The 26,095-nt window shown below is 67.1% G+C and carries 25 protein-coding genes and 2 pseudogenes; 11 read left to right on the top strand and 16 right to left on the bottom strand.

All coding sequences use genetic code 11. The features are described from left to right. Positions 1–41: 41 nt before the first annotated feature. Entirely contained in the window at positions 42–434 is a 393-nt protein-coding gene (locus ACQEVJ_RS27965) for a PepSY domain-containing protein (RefSeq protein ID WP_433106049.1), read from the top strand. Positions 435–675: 241 nt separating this feature from the next. Here the strand turns inward: ACQEVJ_RS27965 and ACQEVJ_RS27960 are convergent, their stop codons facing one another. The 8 genes from ACQEVJ_RS27960 to ACQEVJ_RS27925 all read right to left on the bottom strand — a co-directional run bounded on the left by ACQEVJ_RS27960 (position 676) and on the right by ACQEVJ_RS27925 (position 5,454). Beyond that, a complete protein-coding gene (locus tag ACQEVJ_RS27960) occupies positions 676–1,992 on the bottom strand; it encodes a hypothetical protein (protein ID WP_433106047.1) in 1,317 nt (438 codons plus the stop codon). A 9-nt stretch (positions 1,993–2,001) separates the two neighbouring features. Continuing rightward, complete coding sequence (locus tag ACQEVJ_RS27955; protein WP_433106045.1) at positions 2,002–2,478, bottom strand: hypothetical protein; 477 nt, start codon at positions 2,476–2,478, stop codon at positions 2,002–2,004. A gap of 29 nt (positions 2,479–2,507) precedes the next feature. Next, on the bottom strand, positions 2,508–3,377 hold the full coding sequence (locus tag ACQEVJ_RS27950; RefSeq protein ID WP_433106043.1) for a copper resistance protein CopC: 870 nt from the start codon (positions 3,375–3,377) through the stop codon (positions 2,508–2,510). Positions 3,378–3,456: 79 nt separating this feature from the next. Then, positions 3,457–3,804, bottom strand: a complete 348-nt coding sequence (locus tag ACQEVJ_RS27945; protein WP_433106041.1) for a Dyp-type peroxidase domain-containing protein — start codon at positions 3,802–3,804, stop codon at positions 3,457–3,459. Beyond that, on the bottom strand, positions 3,792–4,085 hold the full coding sequence (locus ACQEVJ_RS27940; RefSeq protein ID WP_433106039.1) for a hypothetical protein: 294 nt from the start codon (positions 4,083–4,085) through the stop codon (positions 3,792–3,794). Before ACQEVJ_RS27940 ends, ACQEVJ_RS27945 begins: the two co-directional genes overlap by 13 nt. Before the next feature lie 189 nt (positions 4,086–4,274). Beyond that, complete coding sequence (locus ACQEVJ_RS27935; RefSeq protein WP_433106037.1) at positions 4,275–4,913, bottom strand: NAD(P)-dependent oxidoreductase; 639 nt, start codon at positions 4,911–4,913, stop codon at positions 4,275–4,277. Further along, entirely contained in the window at positions 4,910–5,173 is a 264-nt protein-coding gene (locus tag ACQEVJ_RS27930) for a hypothetical protein (RefSeq protein WP_433113373.1), read from the bottom strand. The genes ACQEVJ_RS27935 and ACQEVJ_RS27930 overlap by 4 nt, the downstream gene beginning before the upstream one ends. Further along, entirely contained in the window at positions 5,062–5,454 is a 393-nt protein-coding gene (locus ACQEVJ_RS27925) for an SGNH/GDSL hydrolase family protein (RefSeq protein WP_433106035.1), read from the bottom strand. Before ACQEVJ_RS27925 ends, ACQEVJ_RS27930 begins: the two co-directional genes overlap by 112 nt. Between ACQEVJ_RS27925 and ACQEVJ_RS27920 the strand changes: the two genes are divergently transcribed. Continuing rightward, complete coding sequence (locus tag ACQEVJ_RS27920; RefSeq protein ID WP_433106033.1) at positions 5,338–5,874, top strand: MarR family winged helix-turn-helix transcriptional regulator; 537 nt, start codon at positions 5,338–5,340, stop codon at positions 5,872–5,874. The two genes, ACQEVJ_RS27925 and ACQEVJ_RS27920, sit on opposite strands and share 117 nt — an antisense overlap. A 171-nt stretch (positions 5,875–6,045) precedes the next feature. Here the strand turns inward: ACQEVJ_RS27920 and ACQEVJ_RS27915 are convergent. The 4 genes and pseudogenes from ACQEVJ_RS27915 to ACQEVJ_RS27900 form a co-directional block, all read right to left on the bottom strand. Next, positions 6,046–6,522, bottom strand: a pseudogene (locus ACQEVJ_RS27915) (alpha/beta hydrolase fold domain-containing protein); the annotation flags it as partial. Between the two features lie 175 nt (positions 6,523–6,697). Next, positions 6,698–7,765 (bottom strand): ABC transporter substrate-binding protein, encoded by a 1,068-nt coding sequence (locus tag ACQEVJ_RS27910; RefSeq protein WP_433106031.1) that lies wholly within the window; start codon positions 7,763–7,765, stop codon positions 6,698–6,700. 12 nt (positions 7,766–7,777) lie between these two features. Further along, positions 7,778–8,650 carry an ABC transporter permease gene (locus ACQEVJ_RS27905; RefSeq protein ID WP_433106029.1) on the bottom strand — a complete coding sequence of 291 codons (873 nt, stop codon included), beginning with the start codon at positions 8,648–8,650 and terminating at the stop codon, positions 7,778–7,780. Beyond that, positions 8,640–9,416: an ABC transporter ATP-binding protein gene (locus tag ACQEVJ_RS27900; RefSeq protein WP_433106027.1), complete on the bottom strand. Its 777-nt coding sequence runs from the start codon at positions 9,414–9,416 to the stop codon at positions 8,640–8,642. The genes ACQEVJ_RS27905 and ACQEVJ_RS27900 overlap by 11 nt, the downstream gene beginning before the upstream one ends. 204 nt (positions 9,417–9,620) lie before the next feature. Here ACQEVJ_RS27900 and ACQEVJ_RS27895 point away from each other — a divergent pair, with 204 nt between their 5' ends. The 9 genes and pseudogenes from ACQEVJ_RS27895 (at position 9,621) to ACQEVJ_RS27855 (ending at position 21,697) form a co-directional block, all read left to right on the top strand. Further along, positions 9,621–11,270, top strand: a complete 1,650-nt coding sequence (locus ACQEVJ_RS27895) for an ATP-binding protein (RefSeq protein ID WP_433106025.1) — start codon at positions 9,621–9,623, stop codon at positions 11,268–11,270. Next, positions 11,267–11,953 (top strand): response regulator, encoded by a 687-nt coding sequence (locus ACQEVJ_RS27890; protein ID WP_433106023.1) that lies wholly within the window; start codon positions 11,267–11,269, stop codon positions 11,951–11,953. The genes ACQEVJ_RS27895 and ACQEVJ_RS27890 overlap by 4 nt, the downstream gene beginning before the upstream one ends. Positions 11,954–11,959: 6 nt before the next feature. Beyond that, positions 11,960–12,436, top strand: a complete 477-nt coding sequence (locus ACQEVJ_RS27885) for a TetR/AcrR family transcriptional regulator (protein ID WP_433106021.1) — start codon at positions 11,960–11,962, stop codon at positions 12,434–12,436. Next, entirely contained in the window at positions 12,433–12,693 is a 261-nt protein-coding gene (locus tag ACQEVJ_RS27880) for a hypothetical protein (protein ID WP_433106019.1), read from the top strand. The genes ACQEVJ_RS27885 and ACQEVJ_RS27880 overlap by 4 nt, the downstream gene beginning before the upstream one ends. Further along, a pseudogene (locus ACQEVJ_RS27875) lies at positions 12,690–13,573 on the top strand (ABC transporter ATP-binding protein). Before ACQEVJ_RS27880 ends, ACQEVJ_RS27875 begins: the two are co-directional and overlap by 4 nt. Further along, a complete protein-coding gene (locus ACQEVJ_RS27870; RefSeq protein ID WP_433106017.1) occupies positions 13,570–13,785 on the top strand; it encodes a hypothetical protein in 216 nt (71 codons plus the stop codon). The pseudogene ACQEVJ_RS27875 and the gene ACQEVJ_RS27870 overlap by 4 nt, the downstream one beginning before the upstream one ends. A gap of 475 nt (positions 13,786–14,260) precedes the next feature. After that, a complete protein-coding gene (locus tag ACQEVJ_RS27865; protein WP_433106015.1) occupies positions 14,261–17,233 on the top strand; it encodes a BTAD domain-containing putative transcriptional regulator in 2,973 nt (990 codons plus the stop codon). A 494-nt stretch (positions 17,234–17,727) separates the two neighbouring features. After that, the gene (locus ACQEVJ_RS27860) at positions 17,728–18,567 is read left to right on the top strand and encodes a HalD/BesD family halogenase (RefSeq protein ID WP_433106013.1); all 840 of its coding nucleotides are present in this window, start codon (positions 17,728–17,730) and stop codon (positions 18,565–18,567) included. Positions 18,568–18,928: 361 nt separating this feature from the next. Continuing rightward, entirely contained in the window at positions 18,929–21,697 is a 2,769-nt protein-coding gene (locus ACQEVJ_RS27855; protein ID WP_433106011.1) for a lantibiotic dehydratase, read from the top strand. A 28-nt stretch (positions 21,698–21,725) separates the two neighbouring features. Here the strand turns inward: ACQEVJ_RS27855 and ACQEVJ_RS27850 are convergent, their stop codons facing one another. From ACQEVJ_RS27850 to ACQEVJ_RS27835, 4 genes are all read right to left on the bottom strand, one after another. Beyond that, the gene (locus tag ACQEVJ_RS27850; RefSeq protein WP_433106009.1) at positions 21,726–22,334 is read right to left on the bottom strand and encodes a LuxR C-terminal-related transcriptional regulator; all 609 of its coding nucleotides are present in this window, start codon (positions 22,332–22,334) and stop codon (positions 21,726–21,728) included. Between the two features lie 62 nt (positions 22,335–22,396). Continuing rightward, positions 22,397–23,722: an MFS transporter gene (locus ACQEVJ_RS27845; protein WP_433106008.1), complete on the bottom strand. Its 1,326-nt coding sequence runs from the start codon at positions 23,720–23,722 to the stop codon at positions 22,397–22,399. A gap of 944 nt (positions 23,723–24,666) precedes the next feature. After that, positions 24,667–25,518 carry a hypothetical protein gene (locus tag ACQEVJ_RS27840; RefSeq protein WP_433106006.1) on the bottom strand — a complete coding sequence of 284 codons (852 nt, stop codon included), beginning with the start codon at positions 25,516–25,518 and terminating at the stop codon, positions 24,667–24,669. Continuing rightward, positions 25,493–25,834, bottom strand: coding sequence for a hypothetical protein (locus tag ACQEVJ_RS27835; RefSeq protein WP_433106004.1), 342 nt, complete (start codon positions 25,832–25,834; stop codon positions 25,493–25,495). Before ACQEVJ_RS27835 ends, ACQEVJ_RS27840 begins: the two co-directional genes overlap by 26 nt. Positions 25,835–26,095 lie beyond the last annotated feature (261 nt).

Here is a 26,095-nt window from a genome sequence, read left to right as displayed (position 1 = left end):
AGATCACCTGGCCTGGCGAAACCGGAAGCCCCTACATCGTCATGGAGATCGACAAGACCGCGCCCACGCGGCTGGACCAGGTGGCGGTCGACCCGGCGACCGGGTACATCGTGGGCGCGTTGCGGTTCGCCGACTACCCCCTGGCCGCCAAGCTCACCCGGTGGGGCATCGACGCGCACAGGGGGCTGCTGTTCGGCCTGGTCAACCAGATCGTCCTGGCCACGATCGCGGCCGGGCTCATCACGCTGATCGTGCTGGGCTACCGGATGTGGTGGCGGCGCCGCCCGACCCGCGGATTCGGCAGGCCCTACCCCCGCGGCGGTTGGCGGGCGGTGCACTGGGGAGTCCTGGCGCCGCTGGCCCTGCTCGCCCTCGTCGTGGGGTACTTCCTGCCCCTGATGGGCATCTCCCTGGCCGCGTTCCTGGGTGATTGACACCCTGCTCGGGCTCCGCTCCAGGATGGCCGGCTAGGCGCATGGCTTGTGCAGCCGGAGCCCGGCTCCGCAAGGAACTCCGGGCTTCGGCTACCTCACCCGCCATGTAGTGAGTGGTGAGCGTGAGTGGACATGACCTGAGGTGCGTACGGCGGAGAGGGCGCGACTACGGAGCCGGCCAGGGGCCCTGGTTGATACCGGCACCGCTATTCTCCCGACCCGCCGCACCCTCCATCTCAAGTCAGGCGGCGAACAGGAGAAGCAGGCCCACCACTGTGTAGACCACCATCAGCACGAGCAGGGGAATCTGCCCGAGCACGGCGGTACGCCGGGGGAACAGTGCCAGCGCGCGGTCGTGCGCCAGGACGGTGCCCAGCACGTGGCCGATGACGATGACCGTGACCTGGAGGGTGGCGACTCCGGCCGGAGTGGTGCCGAGCGCCTGGATGATCCACCCGGCGGTGCCGAGCCAGTCGGCGCCGATGTCCAGCGGGTCGGACAGCAGGGCGATGGTCCGCTGCCCCTCCAGGAGGAACAACGTGTAGTAGTGGGCGATCACGTATCCGACGGCGATCGGCACGATCGAGTGAGCGATCTCACCCGCCGTCGTGCCGGGCTGGGCCGCGCCCCATCGGCCGGCGAGCGCGGTCGCGGTCCGGTACGCCACGAGCACCAGAGCGATGACGGTGACCAGGCCGGCGGTGCCCGTAACCGGGGCCGGCACCGAACTCTCCTGCATGAAGCGCACCCATACCGGGGCGTTGGACAGGCTGTCGTACATGGTGGAGCCCAAGAGCACCACCACCAGTGCTGTCAGTCCCGGTGCAGGTCGTAGCCCGGCCATGCCGTCGAGGGAGTTGCGCCAGGCCACGACGCCGTCGCGGCGCCTGTGCACGGGGGCGAGCCTGCCGACGAGGTCGCTGTAGACCTCGAACGGATCCGCGTGGTCGAACCACCGGGAGCCGAAGACCACCGCTCCGGCGAGCATGAGCACGGCGTAGGCCGCGAGCCAGGCTCCGATGACCGGCAGGGTGGCCCGTTCGGGGGCGACCAGTTCCAGCCAGACGAAGGCGAACAGGCCGGTGCAGGCGGGCCAGTATCCGACGCTCGGAGGCAGTGGCCGCAGGCCGAGCTCGGGGTCGCGTCCGAGCCCCTTGCAGGCCAGCAGGTGCAGCGTCCGCAGCGGGTTCAAGCCGCGCCACACTGGGCCGAACAGCAGCGACAGCGGCACCAGGCCGACCCAGAACAGGACGTAGAACGCCCCGGCCGTGGGATTGTCGGCCCGATCGGGACCGAAGATCAACCCGATGCAGAAGTACGCCGCGGCGACGAGCCCGGCGATTCGCCAGACCCACCGCCAGGCCGGCGCGGTCACCGCCGTCTGGATGGCGGTGGGCAGCGAGCGGGCACCGGTGAGGGTGGCACCCAGGCGCGGTTCCTTCCACAGTGCGCCGAGCGCCACGAACGACACCAGCAACGCGAGGGCCGCTCCGGTCAGCGCGGCCGAGAACGGGATCGGCAGGTCCTGGCGGCCGCCGACGCCGTGAGCCAGCAGCATCTCGCCGGCCTAACGCACGACGAGCTGGAACAGCTGCAGTCCCGACTCGTGGGTCTCCATCTCGAACAGCCCGGTCTCGTCGGCGACGAACTCGATGCTCGCGGGGGTGCCGGGCTTCAAGCTGGCCTCCTTGTCATACCCGTGCAGGTGCGCCTCGTCGGCGGCGTCGCTGGTGACCGTGATCCGCACCGTCTGGCCCTTGGTCACCTCGATCCGTCCCGGCGGCGGCGTGACCTTGCGACCGGCGACGGTGACGGTGATCTCCTTCATGGCCGAGTCGGTGGGGGCGGCTGCGGCCGACTCGCTGGGGGCTGCGGGAGCCGACTCGGCAGGAGCCGGGGCAGCCGATTCGGTGGATACCGGGGCAGCCGACTGGGCGGGGGCGGCGGCATCCGACCCGCCACAGGCCGACGTGGCCATCAGCAGGGCCACGCCGAGCGGGAGCGCGGCAAGCAGCGGGCGCAGACGCGCAGGGGCGATCGTCATGGGGGGTTCTCCTGAGGGGGCGGGGTGAGTCAGCGTCGCTTGGTGGATTTGAGGCTGTTTGGGGTGCGTGACACCGGGGCGCGTGTGGGCCTCTTGACCTGCGGACGGCCGGAAGGACGCCGGGCCGCCGGAGTGGCGGGCGCGGGCCGTCGCGCGGCCCGTACCACCAGGACGCCCGCTCCGACGACGAGGACCGCGGGCACCAACCATACCGACAGCCCGGCGCCGGAGTCGGCCGGCTGCGCGTTCCCGGCGGCAGTGCGGGCCGTGCCGGTTTCGGGCACCGCGGCCGGGCTGCCGCCGGCCTGGGGCACCGCCGGGCCCATCGCCGCCGGACTGTCGCCGGTCTCGGGCACCGGGGCCTGGGTGCCGCTCCCGGGCTCGGCCGAGGCGAGCAGGATGGAGTCGGGCTCGTTGTCCGGGGCCTGCCAGCCCTTGGGCGGCCCCGAGGTCTTGCCCTTGTAGGTGAACCGCAGTTCTCCCCGCACCGGCTCCCCGTCGGAGGCGATCGACAGGTAGCGCACGACGTACTCGCCCCGCTCCGGCCAGTAGGCGACCGGGATCACCGCCGGGAACCCGGTGTTGTACACGCTCGGTTCCCACACCCCGTTGACGAGGTTGTACTCCTGAACCGGCTTGTCGAGGCGTTTGGGCTGACCGTGCGTCCAGGGCCGGTCGACCCGGGCGCCGCTGGGGGCGGTGACCGCGAAGTACGCGTTCGGGGCGGGCGCCTCGGTGAAGTAGAGCGCGAGGGACTCCATCGGCTCGCGCACCGTACTGTCCTTGACCGGTGTCGACATCGCGAGCTGGCCGTGGGCGGAGGCGGGCGCTGCCAAGGCGGTCATCGCCAGCACGCCGACGACGATCGGCAGAAGCAACCGGCCCAACCAGCGCGCCATCGTCACTTCTGCTCTCCATGAGGTACGGCCCCTGGATGGGGAGATGCGGCTCGGACCGGTGAGACCGATTGCGTCGAGGTTAACGACTTTCGCCATGAATGAACAGAACTTGATGCGACCGCAACAGAAGTGGAAAGGATCGGGCGACGGAATCGAGGTATTCGGCACCGAAAGCGCGACCGGGACGCTGCCCGTGGTCCACGAAGCTCGCGCACGGGTCGATACGGAAGGTGGGGAGGGGAGCGATGAACGCCGGCCGCCGACCGGACGTCTTGGTGGCCGCGAACAGACCCGGTCCGAAGAAGCCGAAGGTGACGGTCAATCGGGCGGGGAGCGGTGCCAGCTCGGGCTCGGTGTCGGCGAGCGCCGACCGGCCCTGGGTGAGTCGCCGGGCGTCGTCGGTGAGCAGGCGCATCAGCCACGCCACGCCCTCTCGGTCCGCTCCCGACCGCAGGTCGAACGCCACAACGCGGCGTGCGCCTGTGGCGGCGTCGCGACACCGGCCTGATGGGCGCCGTGGAACGGCTCCACCACCGCCGCCTGGAGTGAGCCCGCGCCCGGGTCGGCGGTACAGCCCGCCGTACACGGGTCCTCGGTGTCGGCGCTCGCCCGTGCCACGACGGCCGCACTCGTCACGCCCGCGGCCACCACGCCGCCGCCGGACAGCAGCGCCCTGCGAGTCAGGCGGGCCAGGCAGGCATTCCGCAACCTCGCGACCTCTTTTGGAGAGCGAGGGGGCGAGCCGGGCGAACATCGTGCGCTGCGCATCGCCGTGGTGGAACCGGGCTGACCCGCCGCCGGTCATCACGGTCCACGTCGTGGCTGGCTTGGGCCCGGGCTGGCCTCGTCGAACAGGCAGTTGATGAGCACGCCGAACCGGTCCTTTGTCAGGACCTCTTAGCCGCTCGGCCAGACGATCTTCTTCCAGGTCTTCTGATCCTCGATGTGATTCAGCATGTAGTGGGCGAGATCGGCGCGGGAGATGCTTTTCTGGTCTGGCAGATGGTGGCCCGCGGCGGCCCTGTAGCGCCCGGTGGGCGGCCGGTCGGTGAGCATCGGTGGGCGGATGATCGTCCAGTCGAGTGGGCTGGCTGTGACGATGCCTTCCATCAGGGCCATGTCGGCGTATCCGTGACGATAGAGGCGCTGGATGAGGACTTTGGTGACGAGCCGCTGGGGCAGCGGAGTGCCCGGAGGGATCTCGAGACCCGCGGAGGACAAGCACACGAGGCGTCTCACCCCGGACTGGCGCATCGCGCCGATGATGTTGGCCGTGCCTTGGGAGTAGATAACGGTGGGATGCCGACGATCACGGCTGCCCAGACAGGACAGGACGGCGTCGTGACCACCGGTCACGGCGTCCCACGTCCGGGCTTGCAGCACATCCCCGGGGACGATGACTGACCGGTCACGATGGTGTGCCGGAATCTTGTCCGGGTTGCGGGCGACAACGGTGACGTCGTGGCCGGCGTCGAGAGCCTGGGCCAGGAGTTGGGCACCGGTGCCGCCGGTGGCACCGAAGATGAGCAGCTTCATGGCGCATCGGCGAGGGCGTCGACCAGAGCGGCGGCAAGCGCCCGCTGGCCGGTGAGGGAAAGGTGCAGCCCGTCTTCAATATGGAACGGCTCCGCCGTCTGCCCGGCGATGACGGGCCGCGTGTCGACCGTGCTGTCCGGCAGCCGGGTCACGATGTGGCCGACGGCGTCGATGTCGCGATTGGCCCACGTGATCCCCAGGTGCTGGAACGGCGGGTAGGCCGCGACCCGGGCCTCGTCCACGTGGGAGGCGTCAGCCACACCCAGCGTGCCGTCGTGCGCTGCGCCGTGAGCTCGCGTAGCGCGCGCAGGTTGCGTTCGGTCTCGGCGAGGCTGACCAGAGTGGGCCCGTCGGCCGGCTCTTCAGCAGGTCGGAAACGCTGGACGTCGTTGGCGCCCAGCATGCACAGCACCCAATCGGGGCGTTGCAGGCAGAGGCCGGGCAGCGCGGCCAGGGCCTGGGTGGTCGTCTGCCCGGACATCGCCATGTTGATGAGGGTGATGGCGTCGGCCGGGCGCCGCAGGTCGAGGAGGTGACGCAAGATTTCGAACCAGGACAGCAGGTCGCCGGTCGTGCTCTCGCCGATGGCTATGACGCGCTGGCCCGGCTTGAAGGGAAGCCGGTCCACCTTCGCCGCGAATCCGGGATCGGCGAGCAGGTCCGTCGCGGCGTCGCGCGCCTGCGCGCCGTACGCTTTGCGGTGGTGGCGCTGATCGACAACCTGGAGCGCAAAGGGCTCGTCGAACGACGGCGAAACCCGCAGGACCGCCGCAACTACGCCCTGCACCTCACGGAGCAAGGCACCCACGTCATGACACAGATGCGCCGGCTCGGCAAAGCACATGAGGACGACATCTGCGCCGCCCTGGACCACGCCCAGCGCGCCCAGCTGACCGAGCTACTGGAAGCCATCGCCGCCCAGCAGAAGCTCACACCCGGCGTCCACCCTGGCTACCGGTAACGGCGCCCTGGCCCCCTTGCCGCAAGGAGGCTGGTACGCCGCGCCGCTCGACGCGCTGGAGTCGCGAACTCGCCACTGCGTCAGGCGCGGCTGCCCACGCAATGGGAAGCTGGAGGACGTGGCGAGGAGATCGACCCGGACTCCGCGGGACCTGTTCGTCTTCCCGGACGATCAGTTACCGGCGTAGGCCGGGCTGGGCCTGCTGACCGGGTTCGAGGAACTGCGGCAGGTGACGCCGGCGACGGTGCCCGGTGCACGCGAGTGCCCGGTGGTGACCGGATCGCGCTCGCGTGATGCGGAGCATCTGGAGACGACCGAGGCGATACCGGCCGAGCGGCCGCGCGGCGGTGAAGAGCCTTCCGCCCGCGTCACGACCGAAACCGACCCTGCCGAGATGGCCAGCGCCGCCGCGGGCACGAGCAACGCAGACAGCACCAAGGTCGCGCCTGCCGACTCGCCCGCCAGGATGATCCGGGAGGCAGACACGTCCTGAGCGAGCAGACTCCGGTAGACGGCCACCACATCCTGGAGCGCGGCCGGAAACTGATGGGCGGGGGCGAGGCGGTAATCCACCGCCAGGACCGGGCGGCCTATCGCCTGGGAGAGGCGATAGGCCATGATCTGTTCCAGATGGGGGTTGGTGTACTCGAGCCCACCTCCGCGCTACCGGGACCTCTCAGTGAGTGCCGTTGCCATCCATCGCCGCGACCGCACGCCGGTCGCGTGTGGGCCAGGCTCTCGGCGTCACCGCGGCCACGGCGGGCCGTGGCCGCGGTCGATCCAGCCAGGGCCGGCATCTTCCCGGCGCCGGGCGCGGGCTGCTCTACTTCACCGCGCTGGCGAACTCGGTGGTGTAGGTGGCGGCCAGGTCGATCGCGTCCTTCTTGCCCATGACGTTGGGTGAGAAGGAGCTGAGCACCTCCAGCACGTTCTTGGCGCCGTCGGCCGGCATGACGCCATCGGACGTGAAGATGGTCTTGGTGTCGTTGATCGCCTTGACGTACAGCTTGGGGTCGGCGCCGGCGTACTCCGCGGGCATCTTCGCCGCGATCTCCTCGGCGGAGTTGCCGTTGATGAACCTCAGCGTCTTCACCAGGGCGTTGGCCAGCTTCTGCACCACCGGCTTGTTGGCCTTCACCCAGGCGCAGTCCATATAGAGCGAGCTCGCCGGGTAAAGCCCGCCCAGCGCCGCCTTGGTGCCCTCCTCTGTCCGCATGTCGACGATGACCCTGGCCTTGCCGGTCGTCGTCAGCTGGGCAGCCGTGGGGTCGGTGGTCATGCCGCCGTCGATGCCGCCGTTGTCGATCGCCGAGATGAAGGTGGCTCCCGCGCCGGCCTTCACCCGCGTGAACTTGTCAGGCGACACCCCGTTCCGCACGGCCAGTGCCTGGGTGAGGAAGTCGGTCGACGATCCCGTGCTGGTGATGCCGAGGTTCTTGCCGGCGAAGTCGGCCGGTGAGGTGATCTGATCGGCCTTCCCCGTGGCCACCACCTCGACCTCGCCGGGCACGTCGGCGAACTGCACCACGCTCTGGATGCACTTGCCCTTGGTCTGCAGGTCGATCGCGTGGTCGTAGAAGCCGACGACACCCTGGACGTCCCCGGCGACGAGCACGTTCTCCGCCTGGGCGCCGGACGGTTCCGACAGCAACTGGACATCGAGCCCCTCGGCCTTGAAGTAGCCGAGTTGCTCGGTGAGCTTGGCGGGCAGGTAGATCACTTTGTCGATACCGCCGACCATGATCTTCACCTGCGGTGCGCCGCCCGGCCCGGTGGTTGCGGTGTGTGAGTCGCCGCAACCGGCGAGGGCGGCTGCCAGGGCGAGGCCGGTGACGGTGGCGGCGGCGAGGCGGGGGAGCTTGGTGGCCAGTTCGATGGGCTGTGTGGTCATGGGGGGTTCCGATCAGGTCTGGACGTCGCTGGCGGAAGACGGGGGGCGCCAGGCGAGCAGCCGGCGTTCGAGGAGGGTGAGCAGCCACTCGGCGAGCAGGGCGACGACCGTCATGATGATCATTCCTGCGTAGATGCCGGCCGAGTCGAAGGTGCCCTGGGCATGGCTGATCAGAAGGCCGAGGCCCTTGTCCGCGCCGGTGTACTCACCGACGATCGCGCCGATCAGCGCGAAGCCGAAGGCCACGTGCAGGCTGGCGAGGATCCACGACGTCGCGCTCGGCAGCACGATCGAGGTGAGGATCTGCCGGGGGCTCGCGCCGAGGATCCGGGCGTTGTCCACCAGGGTCCGGTCCACCTCGCGGGCGCCCTGGAAGGCGTTGAAGAAGACCGCGAAGAAGACCAGCACGACAGCCGTGGCGACCTTCGACGACATGCCGAGGCCGAACCAGATCACGAACAGCGATGCCAGCACGATGCGAGGGATGGCGTTCGCGGCCTTGATGAACGGCGCGCAGACCTCGGCGATGAACCGGCCCCGGCCGAGTAGCACGCCCAGCACGACCCCGGCGAGCGAGCCGATCGCGAAGCCGAGCACGGCCTCCTCCAGCGTGACCCCGATCTGCTTCCAGATGGAGCCGAACGCGGTCCCGGTCGTGAACCAGTCCACGAGCCTGCCCCAGATGGCGCTCGGCCTGGAGTAGTAGAACGGGTCGAGCCAGCCGTCCGTGGCGAGCTCCCAGCTGCCCAGCCACAACACGACGAGCAGGACACGGGTAGCCGTGATCTTCGGTGCGGCGAGACGGCGGGCGCGACGCGCGGGGACGCCGTCCTCCGGGTCCTCGGCAGGGACCGAAGCGACGGTGGGCACGGCTTCAGGCGGCACGGCGGGCTCCCCGGGCTCGGGCGATCTCGACCTCTTCCCGCAACGAGTCCCAGACCCGCCGGTAGACGCCGAGGAACGCCTCCTCCAGCCGGATCTCCTCGACCTGACGCGGCCGTTCCAGGTTGACCGGGACGACGTCCTTGACGGTCGCGGGGGCCGCGGTCATGACCACAACGGTGTCGGCGAGAGCGATGGCCTCGGTCAGATCGTGGGTGACGAAGACGACCGCGGCTCCGCTGCCGGACCACAGGTCGAGCAGCAGGTCCTGCATGTGCTCACGGGTCTGCACGTCGAGCGCGCCGAACGGCTCGTCCATGAGCAGGATCGACGGCTCGTTGATCAGTGTCTGGGCAAGGGCGACGCGCTTGCGCATGCCCCCCGACAGCTGGTGCGGGTAGTAGCGTTCGAAGCCCGACAGCCCTACGCGGGCGACCCATTCGGCGGCCTGCTCCCGCGCGGCCCGCTTGGCCGCGCCCCGGTACCGCGGTCCGGCGGCGACGTTGTCCAGGACCGTACGCCACGGGAGCACGGCGTCCTGCTGGAACATGTAGCCGAGCCCGTCCGGGATGCCGGCGACCGGACGGCCGTGAACGAGGACGTCGCCCTCGCCGGCGGCGGCCAGCCCCGAGATCACCGACAGGCTGGTGGACTTGCCGCACCCGGTCGGACCGACGACGCTGACGAACTCTCCCTGCCGTACGGTGAACGACATGTCGCGCGTAGCGGTGAAAGCGGTGCCGTCGCGGGTGCGGAAACGCTTAGTCACTCCACGCAGCTCGATGGCTGGTGACGTTTCTGACACGGAATTCGTCCCTTTCGGAGGTCGGTTGTGCGAAAGCTGCCCGGACGGTAAAGCCGGGTGATCGGACGGCACCAGGCTTGTGACAGTTGTTCGGGTAATGCGCATAGATCGCGTTCTGCGCGTTCTGCTCACCCTTGTTTCGCGCGATGCGACGGGTATCGTGCTCGCATGCCCTGGTCCGGCCCGAGACCGCACCCCCGTTTCGCGACCCAGGCCCTTCTCATGCAGGTGGCGGTCCTCCTGCTGATCATGAGTGTGGGGTTCGCCCTGGTGGCGTACCTGCTGAACACGGAACTGGAGCGGCAGTACGAACAGCGCGCCCTCGCCGTCGCCCGCGCAGTGGCAGCCGACGACGTCGTCGTTGGGGCGCTGACGGCCCACACCCGCTCCCCCGAGGTGCAGCGGCGGGCCGAGGCCGTCCGCCTCCGCACCGGTGTGCTGTTCGTGGTGGTCGCCGACGACCACGGGATCCGCTACTCCCATCCCAATCCGACGAGGATCGGCCGACGGGTGAGCACCGACCCCGCGGCGCTCGACGGCAGCGATGTCGTGACCTTCGAGCGCGGCACGCTCGGGCCCTCCGCACGCGGCAAGGTGCCGGTCCTGGACGGTACGCACCACGTGATCGGCCAGGTCAGCGTCGGCATCGCCGCGGACAAGGTGGCGAGGAGGGCCGGCGACCTGCTGCGGTGGGCCGCCGGCTTCGCCGGTCTCGCGCTGGCGCTCGGCGTGGCCGCCTCCGCCGCCCTCGCCCGCAGGCTCAAACGGCAGACGCTGGGGCTCGAGCCCGCCGACCTCGCCGACCTGCTCCGCGAGCGTGAGGCCGTCCTGCACGGCATCGGCGAGGGCGTGCTCGCCGTCGACCCCACAGGGCGGATCACGATCTGCAACGACGCCGCCGCCCGGCTCCTCAACGGCCGGCCCCAGCCGGGCACCTCCGTGTCCGACGCGGACCTGCCGTCGAACCTGCGCACGCTCCTGACGGACCGGGACACGGCGCGCGGCGTGCTCGTCGCCACCGAGGACCGGGTGCTCGTCGTCACGGCCGGGCCGGTGCGCCGGGGCGAGCACGACCTCGGCCACGTGGTCACGCTCCGGGACCGCACCGACCTGGACGAAATGGCCCGCGAACTCGACGTGGTCCGCGCGCTGTCGGACGCCCTGCGCGCCCAGGCGCACGAGTACACCAACCGCCTGCACACGTTGTCCGGCCTGCTCAGCCTCGGCCACTGGGACGAGGCCGCCGCCTATCTGCGGGAACTCGCCGACGACCCCCTCGCAACCGAGTACGGCGACGGCGGACGGCTGCGGGATCCGTACATCCGCGGCCTTCTCGCCGCGAAAACCGCCGTCGCCTCGGAGGGCGGGGTCGACCTGCGGCTCAGCCCGGACTCGTTCCTACCCGGGCCGCTCTCCTGCCCGCTCGACATCGTCACGATTCTCGGCAACCTCGCGGACAACGCGATCACGGCCGCGTGCACCGGCGCGCGGCGGCCCGCATGGGTCGAGGTGTCCCTGCTGGCCGAGGCCAACATCCTCCACCTGGTGGTGGTCGACAGCGGGGACGGCGTCCCGGCGAAAGCGGCGGACCGGCTGTTCGACCCGGACTTCACCACCAGCCCCGCCGATGCTCGCCCGCACGGCATCGGGCTGGCGCTCGCACGCCGGCTGGCCCGGCGGCACAGCGGCGACCTCACACTCACCCGGCCTTCGGGAGCGGACTGCGGCGCCGTCTTCGTGGCTCGGATCCCCGGCGCGTTCGAAGCCGCAGAACCCGCAGGCCACCTGTCCCTGCCGGCACCGGAGGGGACGCCATGACGCAGACGGACCCCGTTATCCGAGCGCTCGTCGTCGACGACGACTTCCGGGTCGCCGACCTGCACGCCCGGTATCTCGGCCGGATGCCGGGCTTCGAGGTCGTCGGCATCGCCCACACCGCCGCCGAGGCCGTCGAACTCGCCCGCCGGCTGCGGCCCCACCTCGTGCTGCTGGACCAATACCTGCCAGACTCGCCGGGGACCTCGATCGCGTCCGGCCTCGGCGGCCACGTCATCATGCTGACCGCCGCCGACGAAGCGCGAGTCGTACGCGAGGCGCTTGGCCGTGGAGTGATCAACTACCTGGTGAAGCCGTTCTCCGAGGGCGAGCTCGCCGAGCGGCTGCGGGCGTACGCGCGGTTCCACCGGCGGCTGGGCGGCACCGCCTCACTGAGCCAGGAGGAGATCGACCGGGCCGTACGGACGCTTCACGAGGGCGACCGGGTCGACGCGGCGGTCAGGAAGGGAAGGTCGAGCCACACCGCGCAACTCGTCATCGAGGCCCTGCGCACCGCCGGAGGTCCGGTCACCGCCGCCGATCTCGCGGCCCACCTCGGCCTGTCCCGCGCCACCGCCCAGCGGTACCTGGCAGACCTCGCCGCCGCCGGGCGGGTGACCGTCGGGCTCAGATACGGCACCACGGGACGACCGGAGCACCTCTACCGGTGGCCCGCTCCGCCGTAGGCGTACATGACCTGCGCCTACGCCGGCGGCGCCGGGGATCCTGGCTGGGAACTCGCGCCGGCTTCGCCTTGTGCCCGTCCTGAGCCAGTGGGCGCGGGACGCTCGGAGCCGCACTGCCGGGCGGCCTCGTATGGCGGTCGATCAGGCCGGCAGGCGGGATTCGGCGCGGGGCGCGAGCGCCGCTCCGGGGGGCGGGTCAGGGCCGGGCCCGGCGCGGCGCGCGCCAGCATCCGCGACGCCGCGATGACGCTGTTCGCCGAGCAGGGGGTCAAGGCCACCACCATCCGCGGGATCGCCGAGGCCGCAAAAGTCTCGCCCGGCCTGGTGCAGCACCACTTCGGCACCAAGGAAGCGCTGAGACAGGCTTGTGACGAGTACGTCCTCAGCTACCTGCGCGAGCAGGTCACCGTAGGCCCTCGGCCGCGCGCTCGTGGACGGTTCCCCCCGCAGCCGCCGCGATGTTCGACGAACTCGTCAGCGTGACGGAGGAGCACCTCGCCGACGACGACCACTCCGAGGCCGACCACCGCGCCCGCGCAACCGTGCTGACGGCAATGAAGCTGGGCATCACGGTGCTGCACGAGCACGTCTCCCGTGCCCTCGGCACGGACCTTTACGCCCCGCGAGGCGCACTGCGCGTCGGCAAGGCCCAGCTCGACTTGATCAGACCGGAATTCCTCGGCCGCGAGCTGTTCGGCCAGGCGCGGACGGGCCTGGAGAAGTTCGAGGGACACCAATGAACGCCGCAGTGCATGCCGACGGCCTGGTCAAGACGTTCGGCCGGACCAAGGCTCTGGACGGGCTCGACCTCACCGTCAAGACGGGCGAGGTGCACGGTTTCCTCGGCCCCAACGGCGCAGGCAAGACCACCGCGATCCGCATTCTGCTGGGCCAGATGCGCGCCGACGGCGGCCGGATGGCGTTACTCGGCGGCGACCCCTGGCACGAGGCCACCCAACTGCACCGAAGGCACGTGCCAGGGGACGTCACCCTGTGGCCCTCGCTCACCGGCGGTGAGGTCATCGACCTGCTGGGCAGGGTACGTGGTGGCCTGGACCCCAGGCGGCGCGCCGAGCTGCTCGAACGCTTCGAGCTCGACCCGCGCAAGAAGTGCCGCACCTACTCCAAAGGCAACCGGCAGAAGGTGGCGCTGGTGGCCGCCTTCGCCTCCGATGTGGAACTGCTGATCCTCGACGAGCCGACCTCGGGTCTGGACCCGCTCATGGAGGCGGTCTTCAACGAGTGCGTCCTGCAGGAAAACGCGACGGCCGCACCGTGCTGCTGTCCAGCCACATCCTGTCGGAGGTGGAGACGCTGTGCGACCGCGTCAGCATCATCCGCGCCGGCCATACCGTGGAGTCCGGCAGCCTGGCCGACCTGCGCCACCTCACCCGCACCTCGGTGACCGCCGACCTGATCGGGCCGGCACCCGGCATGTCCGCCCTGCCCGGCGTGCACGACCTGACCGTGGACGGCGCCCGGCTGCGCTGCCAGGTGGACGGCAACGCGCTCACCGCGGTGCTCGCCGAGCTGGCCCGGCCGGGCGTGCGCGCACTGACCACACAGCCGCCGACTCTGGAGGAGCTGTTCCTGCGCCACTACGAGGGAGCCGCCAGATGACCGGCACCTGGGCCCTGATTCGGCTCATTGTGCGCAGGGACCGCATGCTGCTGCCGGTGTGGATCGCGATCATCGCGCTGCTGCCGGCCGGCATCGCCTCGGCCACCACCGACCTGTACGCCGGCCAGGCCGCCCGCGACTCCAACCGGGCGGCGTGGCGGACGTGCCCGGGGCGACCTCCGATCTGCTTCACGTCGCGGCGCGCCTGCTGAAGGACCGACGGCTGCACAACGCGGCGGAGGCCTTCGACCGCGCCGCGCGGGAGCCATACGCGCGGATTCCGCCACCGACGCGGGCGGGGCTGGAGTTGCGTAGCCTAGCGGCGCACCGGCCCAACACGGTTGCCGTCCGGGTCGGCGAACACGGCGATGCGGCTGACAGGTGGGACTGCGGCCGTGAGGCAGAATCATCGCTCGTGGGCGAGATATTTTCCAGGCGGTTCGCGGCCACTCAAGCCGGCCGAGGATGGCGTTCCGGTGTCCTGTCTGCCGGCCTGCCGCCCGCCGAGGTGCCGGCCGCCGTCGGTGTGATCCATAGCACATCTTTTCAGGTCTTGACGAACCTGGTATCCGCACGCTTATTCGAAAGAACCATAGATCGCCGCAGCGGGAGAGCGAGGCCATGACGGGAGCAACCTTCGGCATCTTGGGCCCCGTCCACGCGCACAGGGCAGATGGACGAGAGGCTGTGCTCGTAGGGAAACAGTACGCGGTTCTGACAGCACTCCTCCTCAACGTCAACGTGCCGGTCTCCAGGGAGAGGCTGATCGACGCGCTGTGGGAGACACCTCCCGCCTCTGCCGTTTCCAATCTGCAAACTCACGTCGCCCGCATACGCAAGACCTTCTCCTGCGACATCCGGCTGTTAACGAAAGGCCCGGGATATCTGCTCGAGGCGACTCCCGAAGAGCTAGATCTGCTTATGTTCGACCAAGAGACGCGACGCGCGCGAGCCGAGGTGAAGCAAGGCGATCTCGTCGCTGCCTTACGCCGGTTCGAACGGGCCCTGGAGTCGTGGCGAGGGCGTCCCGCCGAGGGCATCCAGCTGCACAACTGGGCGCTTTCCCGGGTAGCGGAGCTGGAGGAACGGCTGGCCGAGACGCGTCTGGACCGCGCCGAGGCCATGCTGGGCATCGGCCTGTACGCAGAGGTGATCGGCGACTTGCGGCCGTTCCTCGCGGAACAACCCCTGTGCGAACGCGCGTGGCGGTTGCTCATGCTCGCCTATGCGCGAGCCGGCCAGCGCCACCGGGCTCTGGACGCGTACCAGCAGGCGCGCACGCGGCTCGTCGACGAGTTGGGCATCGAGCCCGGCGATGAGCTGCGGCAACTGCAGGTCGTCATCCTGGCCGACGCCCTACCTGCGGTCGATACCGGGCGCCGGAAGACGATCTGCCAGCTCCCGCCCGACCACGCAGACTTCGTCGGCCGACGTGAGGAACTGGTCACGGTGACGAGGAACCTTCTCTCGGCCCACCGTCACGTCTCACCCGCCGGTACGGCCCTGCCCATCAGCGCCATCTCCGGCCAAGGAGGTGTGGGCAAGAGCACGTTGGCCGTACACATCGCCCATCAGCTCCGGCGCGAATTTCCTGATGGCCAGTTGTACATCGACCTGCGCGGGTCTGAAGAGCGTCCGCTCGACGCCGCCGAAGCGCTGGGACGATTCCTGCGCGCCCTGGGCACGGACAGTGCCACGATGCCGGCCGAACTGGATCAACGCGTCGAGCTCTACCGGGAGAGGATCGCCGATCGGCGCTACCTTGTGGTGCTCGACAACGCGGCGGAGGAGGCGCAGGTTCGCCCGCTGATTCCGGGGACGCAAGGGTGTGCCGCCCTGATCACCAGCAGGCACCGTTTGGCGACGCTGCCCGCGACCCAGCGCATCGATCTCGACGTTCTCCCCGTCGAAGACGCGGTCGAAATGCTGGGGAACATCATCGGCGACGACAAGACCGCCGAAGCGCCCGCTGACGCACGCAGCCTGGTCGAGCTCTGCGGAAGACTGCCGCTGGCCGTGCGAATCGCCGGCGCCAAGCTCGCCGCGCGCCCGTACTGGAGCCTGCGCCACCTGGTCTCGCGCCTGAGCGACACCCGCGACCGGCTCAGCCAGCTCTCCCACGGCTCCCACGAGGTCCGGGCCAGCATTGGCATCGGCTACCACGGCTTGCCCTCCCAAACCCAGCGGATGTTCTGCCGACTGGGCCTACTGGAGGCACCCGATTTCGCGGCCTGGGTCGGCGCCGCTTTGCTCGAAACATCGGAACATGTCGCTGAGCAGCTCATCGAGCAACTGGCCGACGTTCGCCTCCTTGAGGCGGTAGGCCACAGTCCGGATGGAGAGGCGCGTTTCCGGTTCCATGACCTGACCCGGGAGTATGCACGAGAGCGCGCCGAGGCCGACGAAGAAGTCGGTGAACGGACCGCCGCTCTCCAACGTGCATTCAGCGGATGGTTGGTCATGACACAGCGAGCACATAGCCTGCTGTGCGGTGGCGACTACCGCGTCATTCACGGTAACGGAATCCGTTGGCGGCCCGATTCCCAGACCGCTGAACGCGTGGTACATGACCCACTCGCCTGGATTGAAGCCGAGCGGGCGGGCATCGTCGCCGGCGTTCGTCAATGCGCGGCGTTGGGGCTCGACGAACTGTGCTGGGACCTGGCCATGAGCGCCGTGAATCTGTTCGAGACACGAAGCTTCCACGACGAATGGCGCACCACACACGAGACCGCCCTGCACAGCGCCCAGATGTCAGGTGACATACGCGGGCAGGCGGCCATGGTCGGCGGGCTCGCGCGATTACATTTCGCTCAGTGCAACCTGGCCACCGCCAAGCACGCCCTGGAGGAAGCCCTCCACCTGTTCGACAAGGCCAAAGACCGGTACGGACATGCCCTGACCCTGGTCAACATGGCCGAACTCGACCGCATTCAAGGACGCAACGCCGACGCGCTGGCCCGCTACGAGCAGGCCGCCGATGGCCTGGCGCAGGCCGGTGACCGGAGCACAGAGATCACCGTGATGCGGGGCATCGGCCGAATCCACCTCAATCGAAAGCAGCTCGAACTCGCAGACCGGTCCATCCGGCGGGCAATACAGCTGGCGGACGACACCGGCGATGTACGCTCGCGGGAATTCACCAGGATCGTACTCGGGGAGATCGAGCTCGCCCGAGGCGACCTCACTGCTGCCGAAGGCTGCTTCAGCCAGGCGCTGGAAGGCCTCGACGCGCTGGGTTTCCCCCACGGAGTCGCTTACGCGTCCCTGGGACTGGCCGAGGCCAGGCTCGCCCAGAATGACTTCGCTGACGCCGAACGCCTGCTCCACCGGGCCCTGGCGATCTATCGTGAAACAGAAGACAGCGTGAGCGAGGCCCGCGTCCTGTTCACCACGGCGGAACTTCGGCGCAGGCAGCGGCGCTTGGACGAGGCGGTCGCCACGCTGACGGAGGTTGTTGCGATGTGCCAGGCCATGCCTGCCACCCGCCGCCATGGCCTGGCTCTCCGCGCCCTGGGCGATGTGCACCGCGACGCCGGAGACCTCCCCGCCGCCCTTGACGCCTGGCAACGCTCATTCGCGATTTTGGACGCCACATCCTCGCCGGAAGCCGACGAGGTCGCCGCACTGCTCAGGCTGCATGCCATCCCGCCTCCCTGACCTTCGGGCCTGCACTACCCATGACCACGGCGTGGTGAAGACCGCGCTGTGTGCGTCCCCAGAGTCGGGCTCTCGAGCAGGTCCGGCGTTTCGCATCCATTGACAATGCGAAACACATGTCAGTTCGTGCATCAAATACTATCGCCGGCGCTCTACTGCGACGTAGCATTTCTATTATCAATGGGATGGATATCCAAAAGGAGGTGACAACATGTCGCTCGCAGCGTTCGACAACGATTGCCCGGTGCTGGAGACCTTGGAAACCCCTGATCTTGTGATCACCTTCGATGAAGGCGCCAACCAGCGGGTCGTATCCAGCTTCGGTCCGTGATCGTGCCGCCATCGAGTGGGCGACCAAGCAAATCGGTCCGTCCGCGTATCGCACGGTAGCCCACTCATGGCGGTCAGAGGATTTTCGGGCGGGGCCGTTCGCGGAAAGCCACGTGCTCCGGCCCTGCTCGAACCCACCTGATATTGATCACGGAGGAAAAGAATTGAGTACACCGACCGATATCTCGATGGCGGACGTCGTCGACGTGTCCGCCTATCCCCTCGGTGACCACGCGGACCCGCGCTATCGGGCCGTCGTCAAGTCCTGCCAGACCCGGCTACGCGATTATGGAATCGTCGAGCTGCCCGGATTCATTGCAAATGATGCCAGAAACTACATCTGCGCGGAGGCCGAACGGCTGGCGCGATTCGGCAACCACACCAGCGGCACATCAAGCGTCTATTCTTTGGTGAGTGAAGCCGGTGCTCTGTCCGACTCCAGATTTCCCGCGGACCACCCACGTAACTTCCCCTGCCGAACTGCGGTCAACGCGGTCGCGTACGACCTGATTCCGGAAGATTCGCTACTGCGCCGGCTCTACGAATCAGACGAGATGGCGCAGTTCATCGCTCATGCGTTCGCCCTCCCCTCGGTCCACCGGCTGACCGACCCGCTCTATCCGCTCAACGTGGTTGAATACGGCAAAGGTGATCGTAACGACTGGCATTTTGATGGCGGCCGCTTCGCGCCCTTCACCGTGTTGCTCGACATCCGCTCAGCGGAATCAGGCGGTGATTTCGAATACGTGCCGAACGTCCGGTCCAAGGACGATGAGAACTACGATGCCGTGAGCCGGGTGCTCCATGGAGACAGGGATCTGGTGCACGGCTGCCCGCGAGCGGCGGGCAGCCTCCTCCTGCTCGTCGGTACGCGGACCTTGCATCGCGTGACCCCGGTCGGTGAGGGCAGATCGCGCCTGATCGCCGTGCTCTCCTACAGCCCCCACCCGGGTATGCGCGTTTCCGATCACTTCCTGCGGGCCCGCTTCGGCCGCACGTCCTGAGCCGGTTCGCGCCGACCGGCGAATGGCTTGCGTGCTCCAGAACCCGTAGGCCACGCACCGCCCGCCGTGCGTGCGTGGACCTCGCTTTCTTGGACTACGTGATCGGTTTGTTCCAACGTAGAGCTCGGGCACCTCGGCATTTTCACCGGTCGGCATCATGGCGAAGCCCCGCGCAGGAGGGCGCAGCGAGTCGGACGACACACGGAGATCGTCACCTATCGGGGCCTCGGCCGGATCAGTTGAGGTGCAGCGTATGTATTCGCCAGGCAAGGCCGCCATGCTTCGTGTCCCGCTTCTTCCTGCTGCGCAGGCTCTCCGTCTCCCAGAAAGTCCGAGCGAAGTAAGCGGTAACGCGGTCTTCATGACAGCCCTGAGCATCGCCAATCCGTATGTCGCGGCCGAGGTGATGCGGGGCGTCGATGAAACCGCATCCGGGCGGCTCGTGACCTCTGTCGCCGCGTATGCGTCGCGATTGCGGTACCGGACCACCCCGTTCGGCCTCTTCGCCGGTGTCTCGCTGGTACCGGTCGATTCCACGGAGAGCACATCGCTCCTGCTGCGTGGGTGGCGCTCCTGGACGCGCCCCAGTCCCGAGTTTCTTCAGCGTCAGGCGATGGGGAGATTCGGCCTCGACAGCGAACTGTCCGCCATACGAATCGGAGTCGCTCACTGCACCGCGGTTCGTGGCAGCCGCTACGTCACTCTCGCTCCGGGGGAGACCGCTTCAGCGCGCGCCCGTTTCAGTCAAAGCGCATCTGTGCCACGCCTGCCCGTCGTCAAGAGCATCATCTCGCTCGCGCGGAGCCACCCCACGCTTCAGCAGGTCATCGACCGCCTTGCCGAGGAATCGCCTGCGACGCCTCGCTCGGAGTCGGTCGAACTCATTCGGCGACTGCTGCAGGCCGGATTCCTCGTCAGCGACATCGTTCCCGACGCCACCGTATCCGCCCCGGCCGCCTGGACGATGGAACGTGTCGGGCACTTGAACGAGCTCAGCGAAGCGACTTCAGTCTGCGCTGAGTTCGACAGCGCTCCGTTCGGCGCATCGACCGTCCCGCCGCGCTTCCCCGTACATGCCGATCTGGCGGCCGAGCTCGAAGGAAGTCTGCCGACGAGTGTTGGCGACGATCTGGCTGAGGCGGTGGCACTGCTCACCCGATGCTTTCCCGTCCACGCCGATTTCCGCAGTGGGCTCACGGCGTGGCATGCGCGATTCGTCGAGGCTTGGGGGCACCACAGGCTGATTCCGGCTCTCGCCGCTCTTGACCCTGTGCGCGGCCTCGGGCCTCTGGTTCCGGAGGGGAGCGTGCAGCCGCCCGGCGCGAACACGTGGCAGGCCCAGCGCGCCGCGGTGCTCGGCGAGCTCGCTGCCACGGCCGCCGCGCATGGTCGTCGGGAGATCTTTTTGGACGACGCCATCGTCGAAAGGCTCATCTCGCCCGCTGCGGGACAAGTTCCCAGATCGGTCGAAGTGCTCGCCCGAATTATCGCGTCATCGCCCGCAGACCTGGCCCGTGGCCGATATCGGCTGCATTTGCTCGGATCTGGATCGCAGCAGGCCGGGGCGATGGTCGGCCGGTTCGCGCCGCTCCTCACCGGGCAACGCGCGCTTGACGTCTTCGCCGCGCAGTTCAAAGGAACAGATCTGGCAGAGGTGGTCTACCGGCCGCGATTTCTCCACACGCGCTTCCTCAGCGCCAAGACCGGATGGACTGACCGGCGAATAGTGATCGATCAGAGTGCCGGCGGGGATGATTTGACTCCCGACGATCTGCTCATCGGCGCGACCGCGGATCGCCTCTACCTCGTGTCGCGGCGCGATTGCCGCAGGGTTCGTCCCGTGGTGTTCGATCGGCTCGACGACCCCGCGCGTTTTCCCCTGGTGAACCTTCTCGAGGCCATTTCCTGCGATGGCGCCATGAGCTGGGAGCACTGGAACTGGGGCCCGATCGGCCGGCATCTGTCTTTTACGCCCCGGGTGTCTCGTGGCCCCGTTGTCCTGTCTCCCGCGACGTGGCGCCTTCCGGCCGATCTCGTCGCCGCGGCGAAGACAGAACGATGGAATCAGGCGATCGACCGCTGGCGCGACGTCACCTCACCGCCGTTGCCCGGCGAGATCGTGGTCGGGGTGGATGATCAGCACCTTCTCGTCGATTTCTCAGCCACCGGTCGCGCCCTGCTTCGTCGTCAGGTACTCCGTGGCGCCACCCACGTATGGGAGCCGCCAGAGTCGGCGGCCTGGTTGCCCGGTCCCACAGGCAAGCACATCGTCGATGTGGTGATGCCGCTCTTCGCCGATGGCCCGGCCAACGGGGAAACACGCATCCCGGTGAAGCCGCTCCCTGCCGCGGCTGCGCGACCCCCCGGCGCAGGCCTGTGGCACGCGGGAGAGACCTGGCTCACGGTGATCGTCCCTGCTCTGATCGATTGCCAGGACGAGCTCCTCGCCCGGGTCGCCAAGGTACTCGCCGACGAAGCGTGGTTCTTCCTTCGTTATCAGGACGCCCACGTCGGCCACCATCTCCGGATTCGCGTGCGGGGCACATCCGCCCATCTTCGCAGCGTGGTGGTACCGGCGATCATCGCGTGGTCCGAGACCATGACGCGATCCGCTCTCTGCAAGCCCATCAGCGTCGTCTCATATGACCCGGAAATCGAGCGGTATGGAGGTCCGGAGGTCATGGAGGCGGCCGAAAATGTCTTTCGCGAATCCTCACGGCTCGCGATCGCCACTCTCAACCGCGTCACGAACGACCGTTTGGTCACCGCGACCGCCATGGCGCTGGACATCACCGATCACGTCTGCTCTGGGGAGTGGCCGTACCGGCCCGTTGATCTGGAACGCAGCGAGCGCAGGCGCGTGATGGACGTGAGGCCTGCCACACGTGACTATGCGTTCGGCGCACCGCCGCCGCTCGCGGAGGCGGTATGGGAAGGCCATCGGAGCGCTCTCATCGATCTCCAAAAGGCGCTCGGCAACGCCACCACGGCGACTCCGGCACAGGTGGGAGCGGCACTGATTCATATGACGGCGAATCGGATACTGCTCGGTCGCGAACTGGAGCTTTCCATGCACGCACTCTCCGTGGACGCTCTCCGAACACGTCGGAACCGATCGGCGAGGAGCTGACCGCCGCACTGTGGATTGGGGCGCGAAGTCAGTGCAGGAGTCCTCTCTCCGCGGCGATGCGGATCGCGTCAAGCCGATTGCGCGCGTTGAGCTTCCGCACCACGGAGGCCAGGTAGTTACGGATGGTTCCCGGCGACAGGGAAATTTTCCGTGCGATGTCATGGGGTCCGACCCCGCTCGCCAGTAGCCCGAGAATCTCCATTTCGCGATCGCTCAGAGGGTTGGCGCGAACGGTGACCATGGCGAAGGCCAGCTCCGGATCGAGTACCCGGCGGCCGGACGCGACAGTACGAATCGCGTCGATGACGTGCTCGGAACAGGTGTCTGTCGCCAGAATGCCGGCGACCCGCGTGGTGAGGGCGCGCTGCACCCTTTCCGGCCGTCGGCACTGGGTCAGGATGAGCATCCTGCAGTCCGGATTCTCCTCGCACAGGCGCGTGAGAAGGGCCACTTCCTCGTGCTCGAGATTGCACGAACTCCAGATCATCACGCTTGGACGGTACTTCAATAAGGCTCGTATGGTCTCGGCGGACGCGGCGGTGCTGGCGACCACCTCGATTTCGGCGTGGCCGGAAAGGATGGCCGCAAGCCCTTCTCGAACGATCCGCACACTGTCGATGAGGAGAACCCGGATCATGATGTGAACTCCGTTCAGGCGTGGATAAATTCAGATCGTCGGCGATCACGTGCGCTGGATGCTTACGAACGTGACTCAAGCCCATGAATTGTCACTGCACCTTGCGGGTGCCTGATCTGGGAACGAGTGGCTTCCACCCAGGCTATACAAGGGCCGGCCAGCATGATGAGAACCACATGGAGCCCGGCCAGAACCACCCAGGCCCAGAAAGTGGTCTGCGTTATCAGTAGTGTTAGCAGGCCGGGTGCGATGGCCTGCGGGATGCCGCTTGCGAGCTGGAACATGCCACCATATTCGCCCTGCTTGCTCTCTGGTGCGAGCCTGTAGCGCAAGTCCCAGGATGTCGGTGTTTGTAACAGTTCGCCCACTGTCAGAACGATGACGCCGGCGAAAAGAAACGCGACGGCGACAACCGACGTCCCCATGGCAGCGCCGCCACAAAGCACACACGCGATTGCACCGGTGAAACCAGCCTGACGAATCCTGCGTTGCGACGTCTGCGCGCCGCCAACATTTCGACTTGCTCTCACTTGGAACGCGATCACCAAGACGGTGTTCAGTGCGACCAGCGATGGCGCGACCGACGACGGGATGCTCTGATTATTCGAAATCAGTAATGGGAGGCCCGCGGTCAGCACTGTGTCGGAGATCATCAAGACTCCACACAGCATCGCGATCGTGAGGTACGGCAGATCTCTTATCGCGCTCTGTGTGCGCTCATTCGGCGAGTATTTGGTTACGCTGTGCCGTTCCGATTTGGGCACCTTGGAGATCGATAGCACGGAAATGACAGCGGTGGCCGCGTATGCCAGCATCATAAGGCAGTAGGCGATTGAACTGTCGAACCCGAGAGTCACTCCGCACAATACTGCGCCGATCAGGAATCCGGTATTGCTGAAGGTATGGATGAACGCGCTGACGCCGACCCGATTCTGCCCCACGGCCAGATTGGCGACGAGCTTGCCAATCGCGATCTCCCGGACCCGGTTCGAGATACTTAGCAGTGTGACCAGCAAGATGAACGCGATAAAGGAGCCGGCGTAGATCAATAGGATGGCCATCCCGGCTCGTGCGATACCAGCGATCATCGCGACGCTTCGTGCGTCGGTAGCATCGATCACACGTCCAGCCAGCGCATTCACTGCGAGACCGGCTATGCCAGCCGCAGTCAGGCCCGCGCCGACTTGCTCGGGGGAGAGGCCGACGAATCGCGTGAAGAAGAAAATGCTGCCGGTCAGGTAGAGACCGGTCCCGATCCATGCGACGAGGCTTTCGACGTACAGGTAAGCGGTGCCGGCCGGTCTTTGGCTTGCTGCTTCTCTCACCCTCTTCGGGGCACTGACGATTTTGACTCGTATAGAATGCCGATAACTTTCCAGTTTGCCCATGATGATGTCCTGCCGCCGCTCTGTGGGATGCATGTGGGGGACAAGTGAGGGCGGAGCCCATCACCGGTCACCGCTCTGACTCGCCTCGTATCGGATTCCGTCTGAGCCATCGGCGCTCGGGCGTCTTCTCGGCCTCGACGCCCGAGCCGACCAACCAGTACGCCGGCCCGAACGGTCGCCGCTGCGCCTAGAACCCTTTACCGGAGCTCTCGGGAGTTGTCGTTGCTCGCAGTGTTGCCGCGGTGCCCAAGTCCTGGTGCCCTACCCGCTGAGCTCGACGCGGCTGGTCCAGCACGTGCCCGGCGTTGCACACCAGCCGACGTCATTGCCTGAATGGTGCGGGGTGAGGTCCTGCCGCGTGATCGGAACGGCAATGCGATCAGACCTCAAGGAGTTATTGCTTGACGCCTCGGCCCTCGGTGATTGGGCTGGGAGTCAGCTCTCGATCGCGGATGGCTTACAGTCTCCACAGTCAGCCTGGGCGCCACACCATCACCACACCGGCGCCACTTCCGGCCTTCTTCCCCACGATTGACAGCGCCCTGGGGTTGCATCGCGGACGCGCCAAATCCAGCTCCGGCTACCGAAGAGGGCGTGGGCACGGGCCGAGATGCGAAGGGAAGCCGCGTCGACGACGCGTGAACTGTTGTCGTTGACCCGATCATGCGAGGTCGAGGACGGTGAGGGTGCGGGTGGCGTCGCGCGAGATGTGGCGGAATGGCTGGAGCGATGTTGTCGGTGCCGGTCAGGCGTAGGGCCCCGATGGCGAGGTTGCGCAGGTGACCATGGCGCGGGGCGCGTTGCCGGCACGGACCTGGCCACGGTCTTCGGCGTAGGTGACGTCGCGGACGTCACCGTCTGTGACCTGGCGTTTGATTCACATCGCCTCGACGGCACACCGCTTGATCCAGGGCGTCGGCGTCGAGTCGACTGGAAAGCGCACTTCAATTAGCAAATAGGACGTAGCTGCCGACCGTCCCTACGCTGAAGCCCACGATATTTCGTGGACTTAGAAAGACGAATGCCGTATGGAGGACAATGCCGACAGCAAAAGCTGTTGGTGTGAGGACGGGGACCAGCAGGCCGACCGGCAAGGCGATCTCTGCAGCCAGGGTGAGATGAGACGCCACGGACCATATTCTCTGCGCTCTCGCGCTACCGTCACCGATAAGAGTGTATACGCATTTCGGGAAGTAGTACTCCTTCGCCGGCAAACTGTCCTTCACGCTCGCACATACCTGGAGGTACTGGGAAAGTCCCAGGCCGCTGGTGAATTGAGGAGTTCTCGCTTTGATCCATGCGCTGTTCCAGTACATATCGATGGTTATCAAGACTATCAGCCATTGTGCCCACGTGTTGCTGGAGCTTATGGCGGTCATCGATATATCCAGCCCGTGCCCCAAACTTCCTGCGATCAATAGTGGAGCGACCGCAAGCCCTAGGTATGTTGTATTCGAACGATAGTTGTAAAGAAGCTCGTATGCCAATGCCAGTAGCACAAGCAGCGCGGCGATTTTCGGATACAGGCCGAGCATCAAGCTCGCTGCGGCCGGTATCCTGAGCATGACAACGGGCTTGTACAGCCGTGCGATTATTCTTGCACGATCTTCCCCGTGACGTTTGACCAGGGAGTAGTAGGGATACCCGTCACTTGAGTATCGCTGCAGCCCGCCCCCGCCAAGTGCCAGGGAGAACTTCAGTAGGCAGGCGGCCCCTATGATGATACGGAATACCTGTAGACGCCATTCGTGTGTTGGGAGCGTAAATCCGCTAACGAATGCCTCTAAGAACCACACGCTGATTCTCCAGCTTCAGGTGTCGCTCGCCATCGGCGTAATAGATCTTTCCCTCTCCCGATACCGCCGGGTATCGCTGTTGCAGATATTCTGAAATGTGAATCAGCTGCCACGGAGTGAGGCTCAAGTCATCTGGCGGAATGACGTCATACAGCTCCGCATGGCGAACATCGCCATGCTCGGTCTGAAGCTCGAAGGTAATGGTGATGGCACAGCGCCTCGCATACATGGGCCAGCTCATGATGAGCCCGGGTTCAGCCCAGAAACCTGAGTAGAGCATATACAGGATCAAGCAGGTGCTGAGAAATATCTCCATGCAATTATAAACCTCCGTCGTATCGTTTGGTGATACTGTGATCTCATGCGGAGCCCGCCGCTGTCTGCTGGGATGCCCACGTTGTCAAGGCCCGCAATGTTATCGACAACAGAGATGCTATATTGCAATGGAGCGGACCGATAGCACTTAATGCACGAACTGACATGCGTTTCACATTGTCAACGCATGCACAATGATCACGAATGATGTCCCCCATGCCCGCATCACGCCCTTCAGATTTCGGGCGCCGCGCGTTCGAGT

Source organism: Microbispora sp. CA-102843 (assembly GCF_050936215.1).
Classification (GTDB): Bacteria; Actinomycetota; Actinomycetes; order Streptosporangiales; family Streptosporangiaceae; genus Microbispora.
This window is presented reverse-complemented; position numbering and strand designations above follow the sequence as displayed.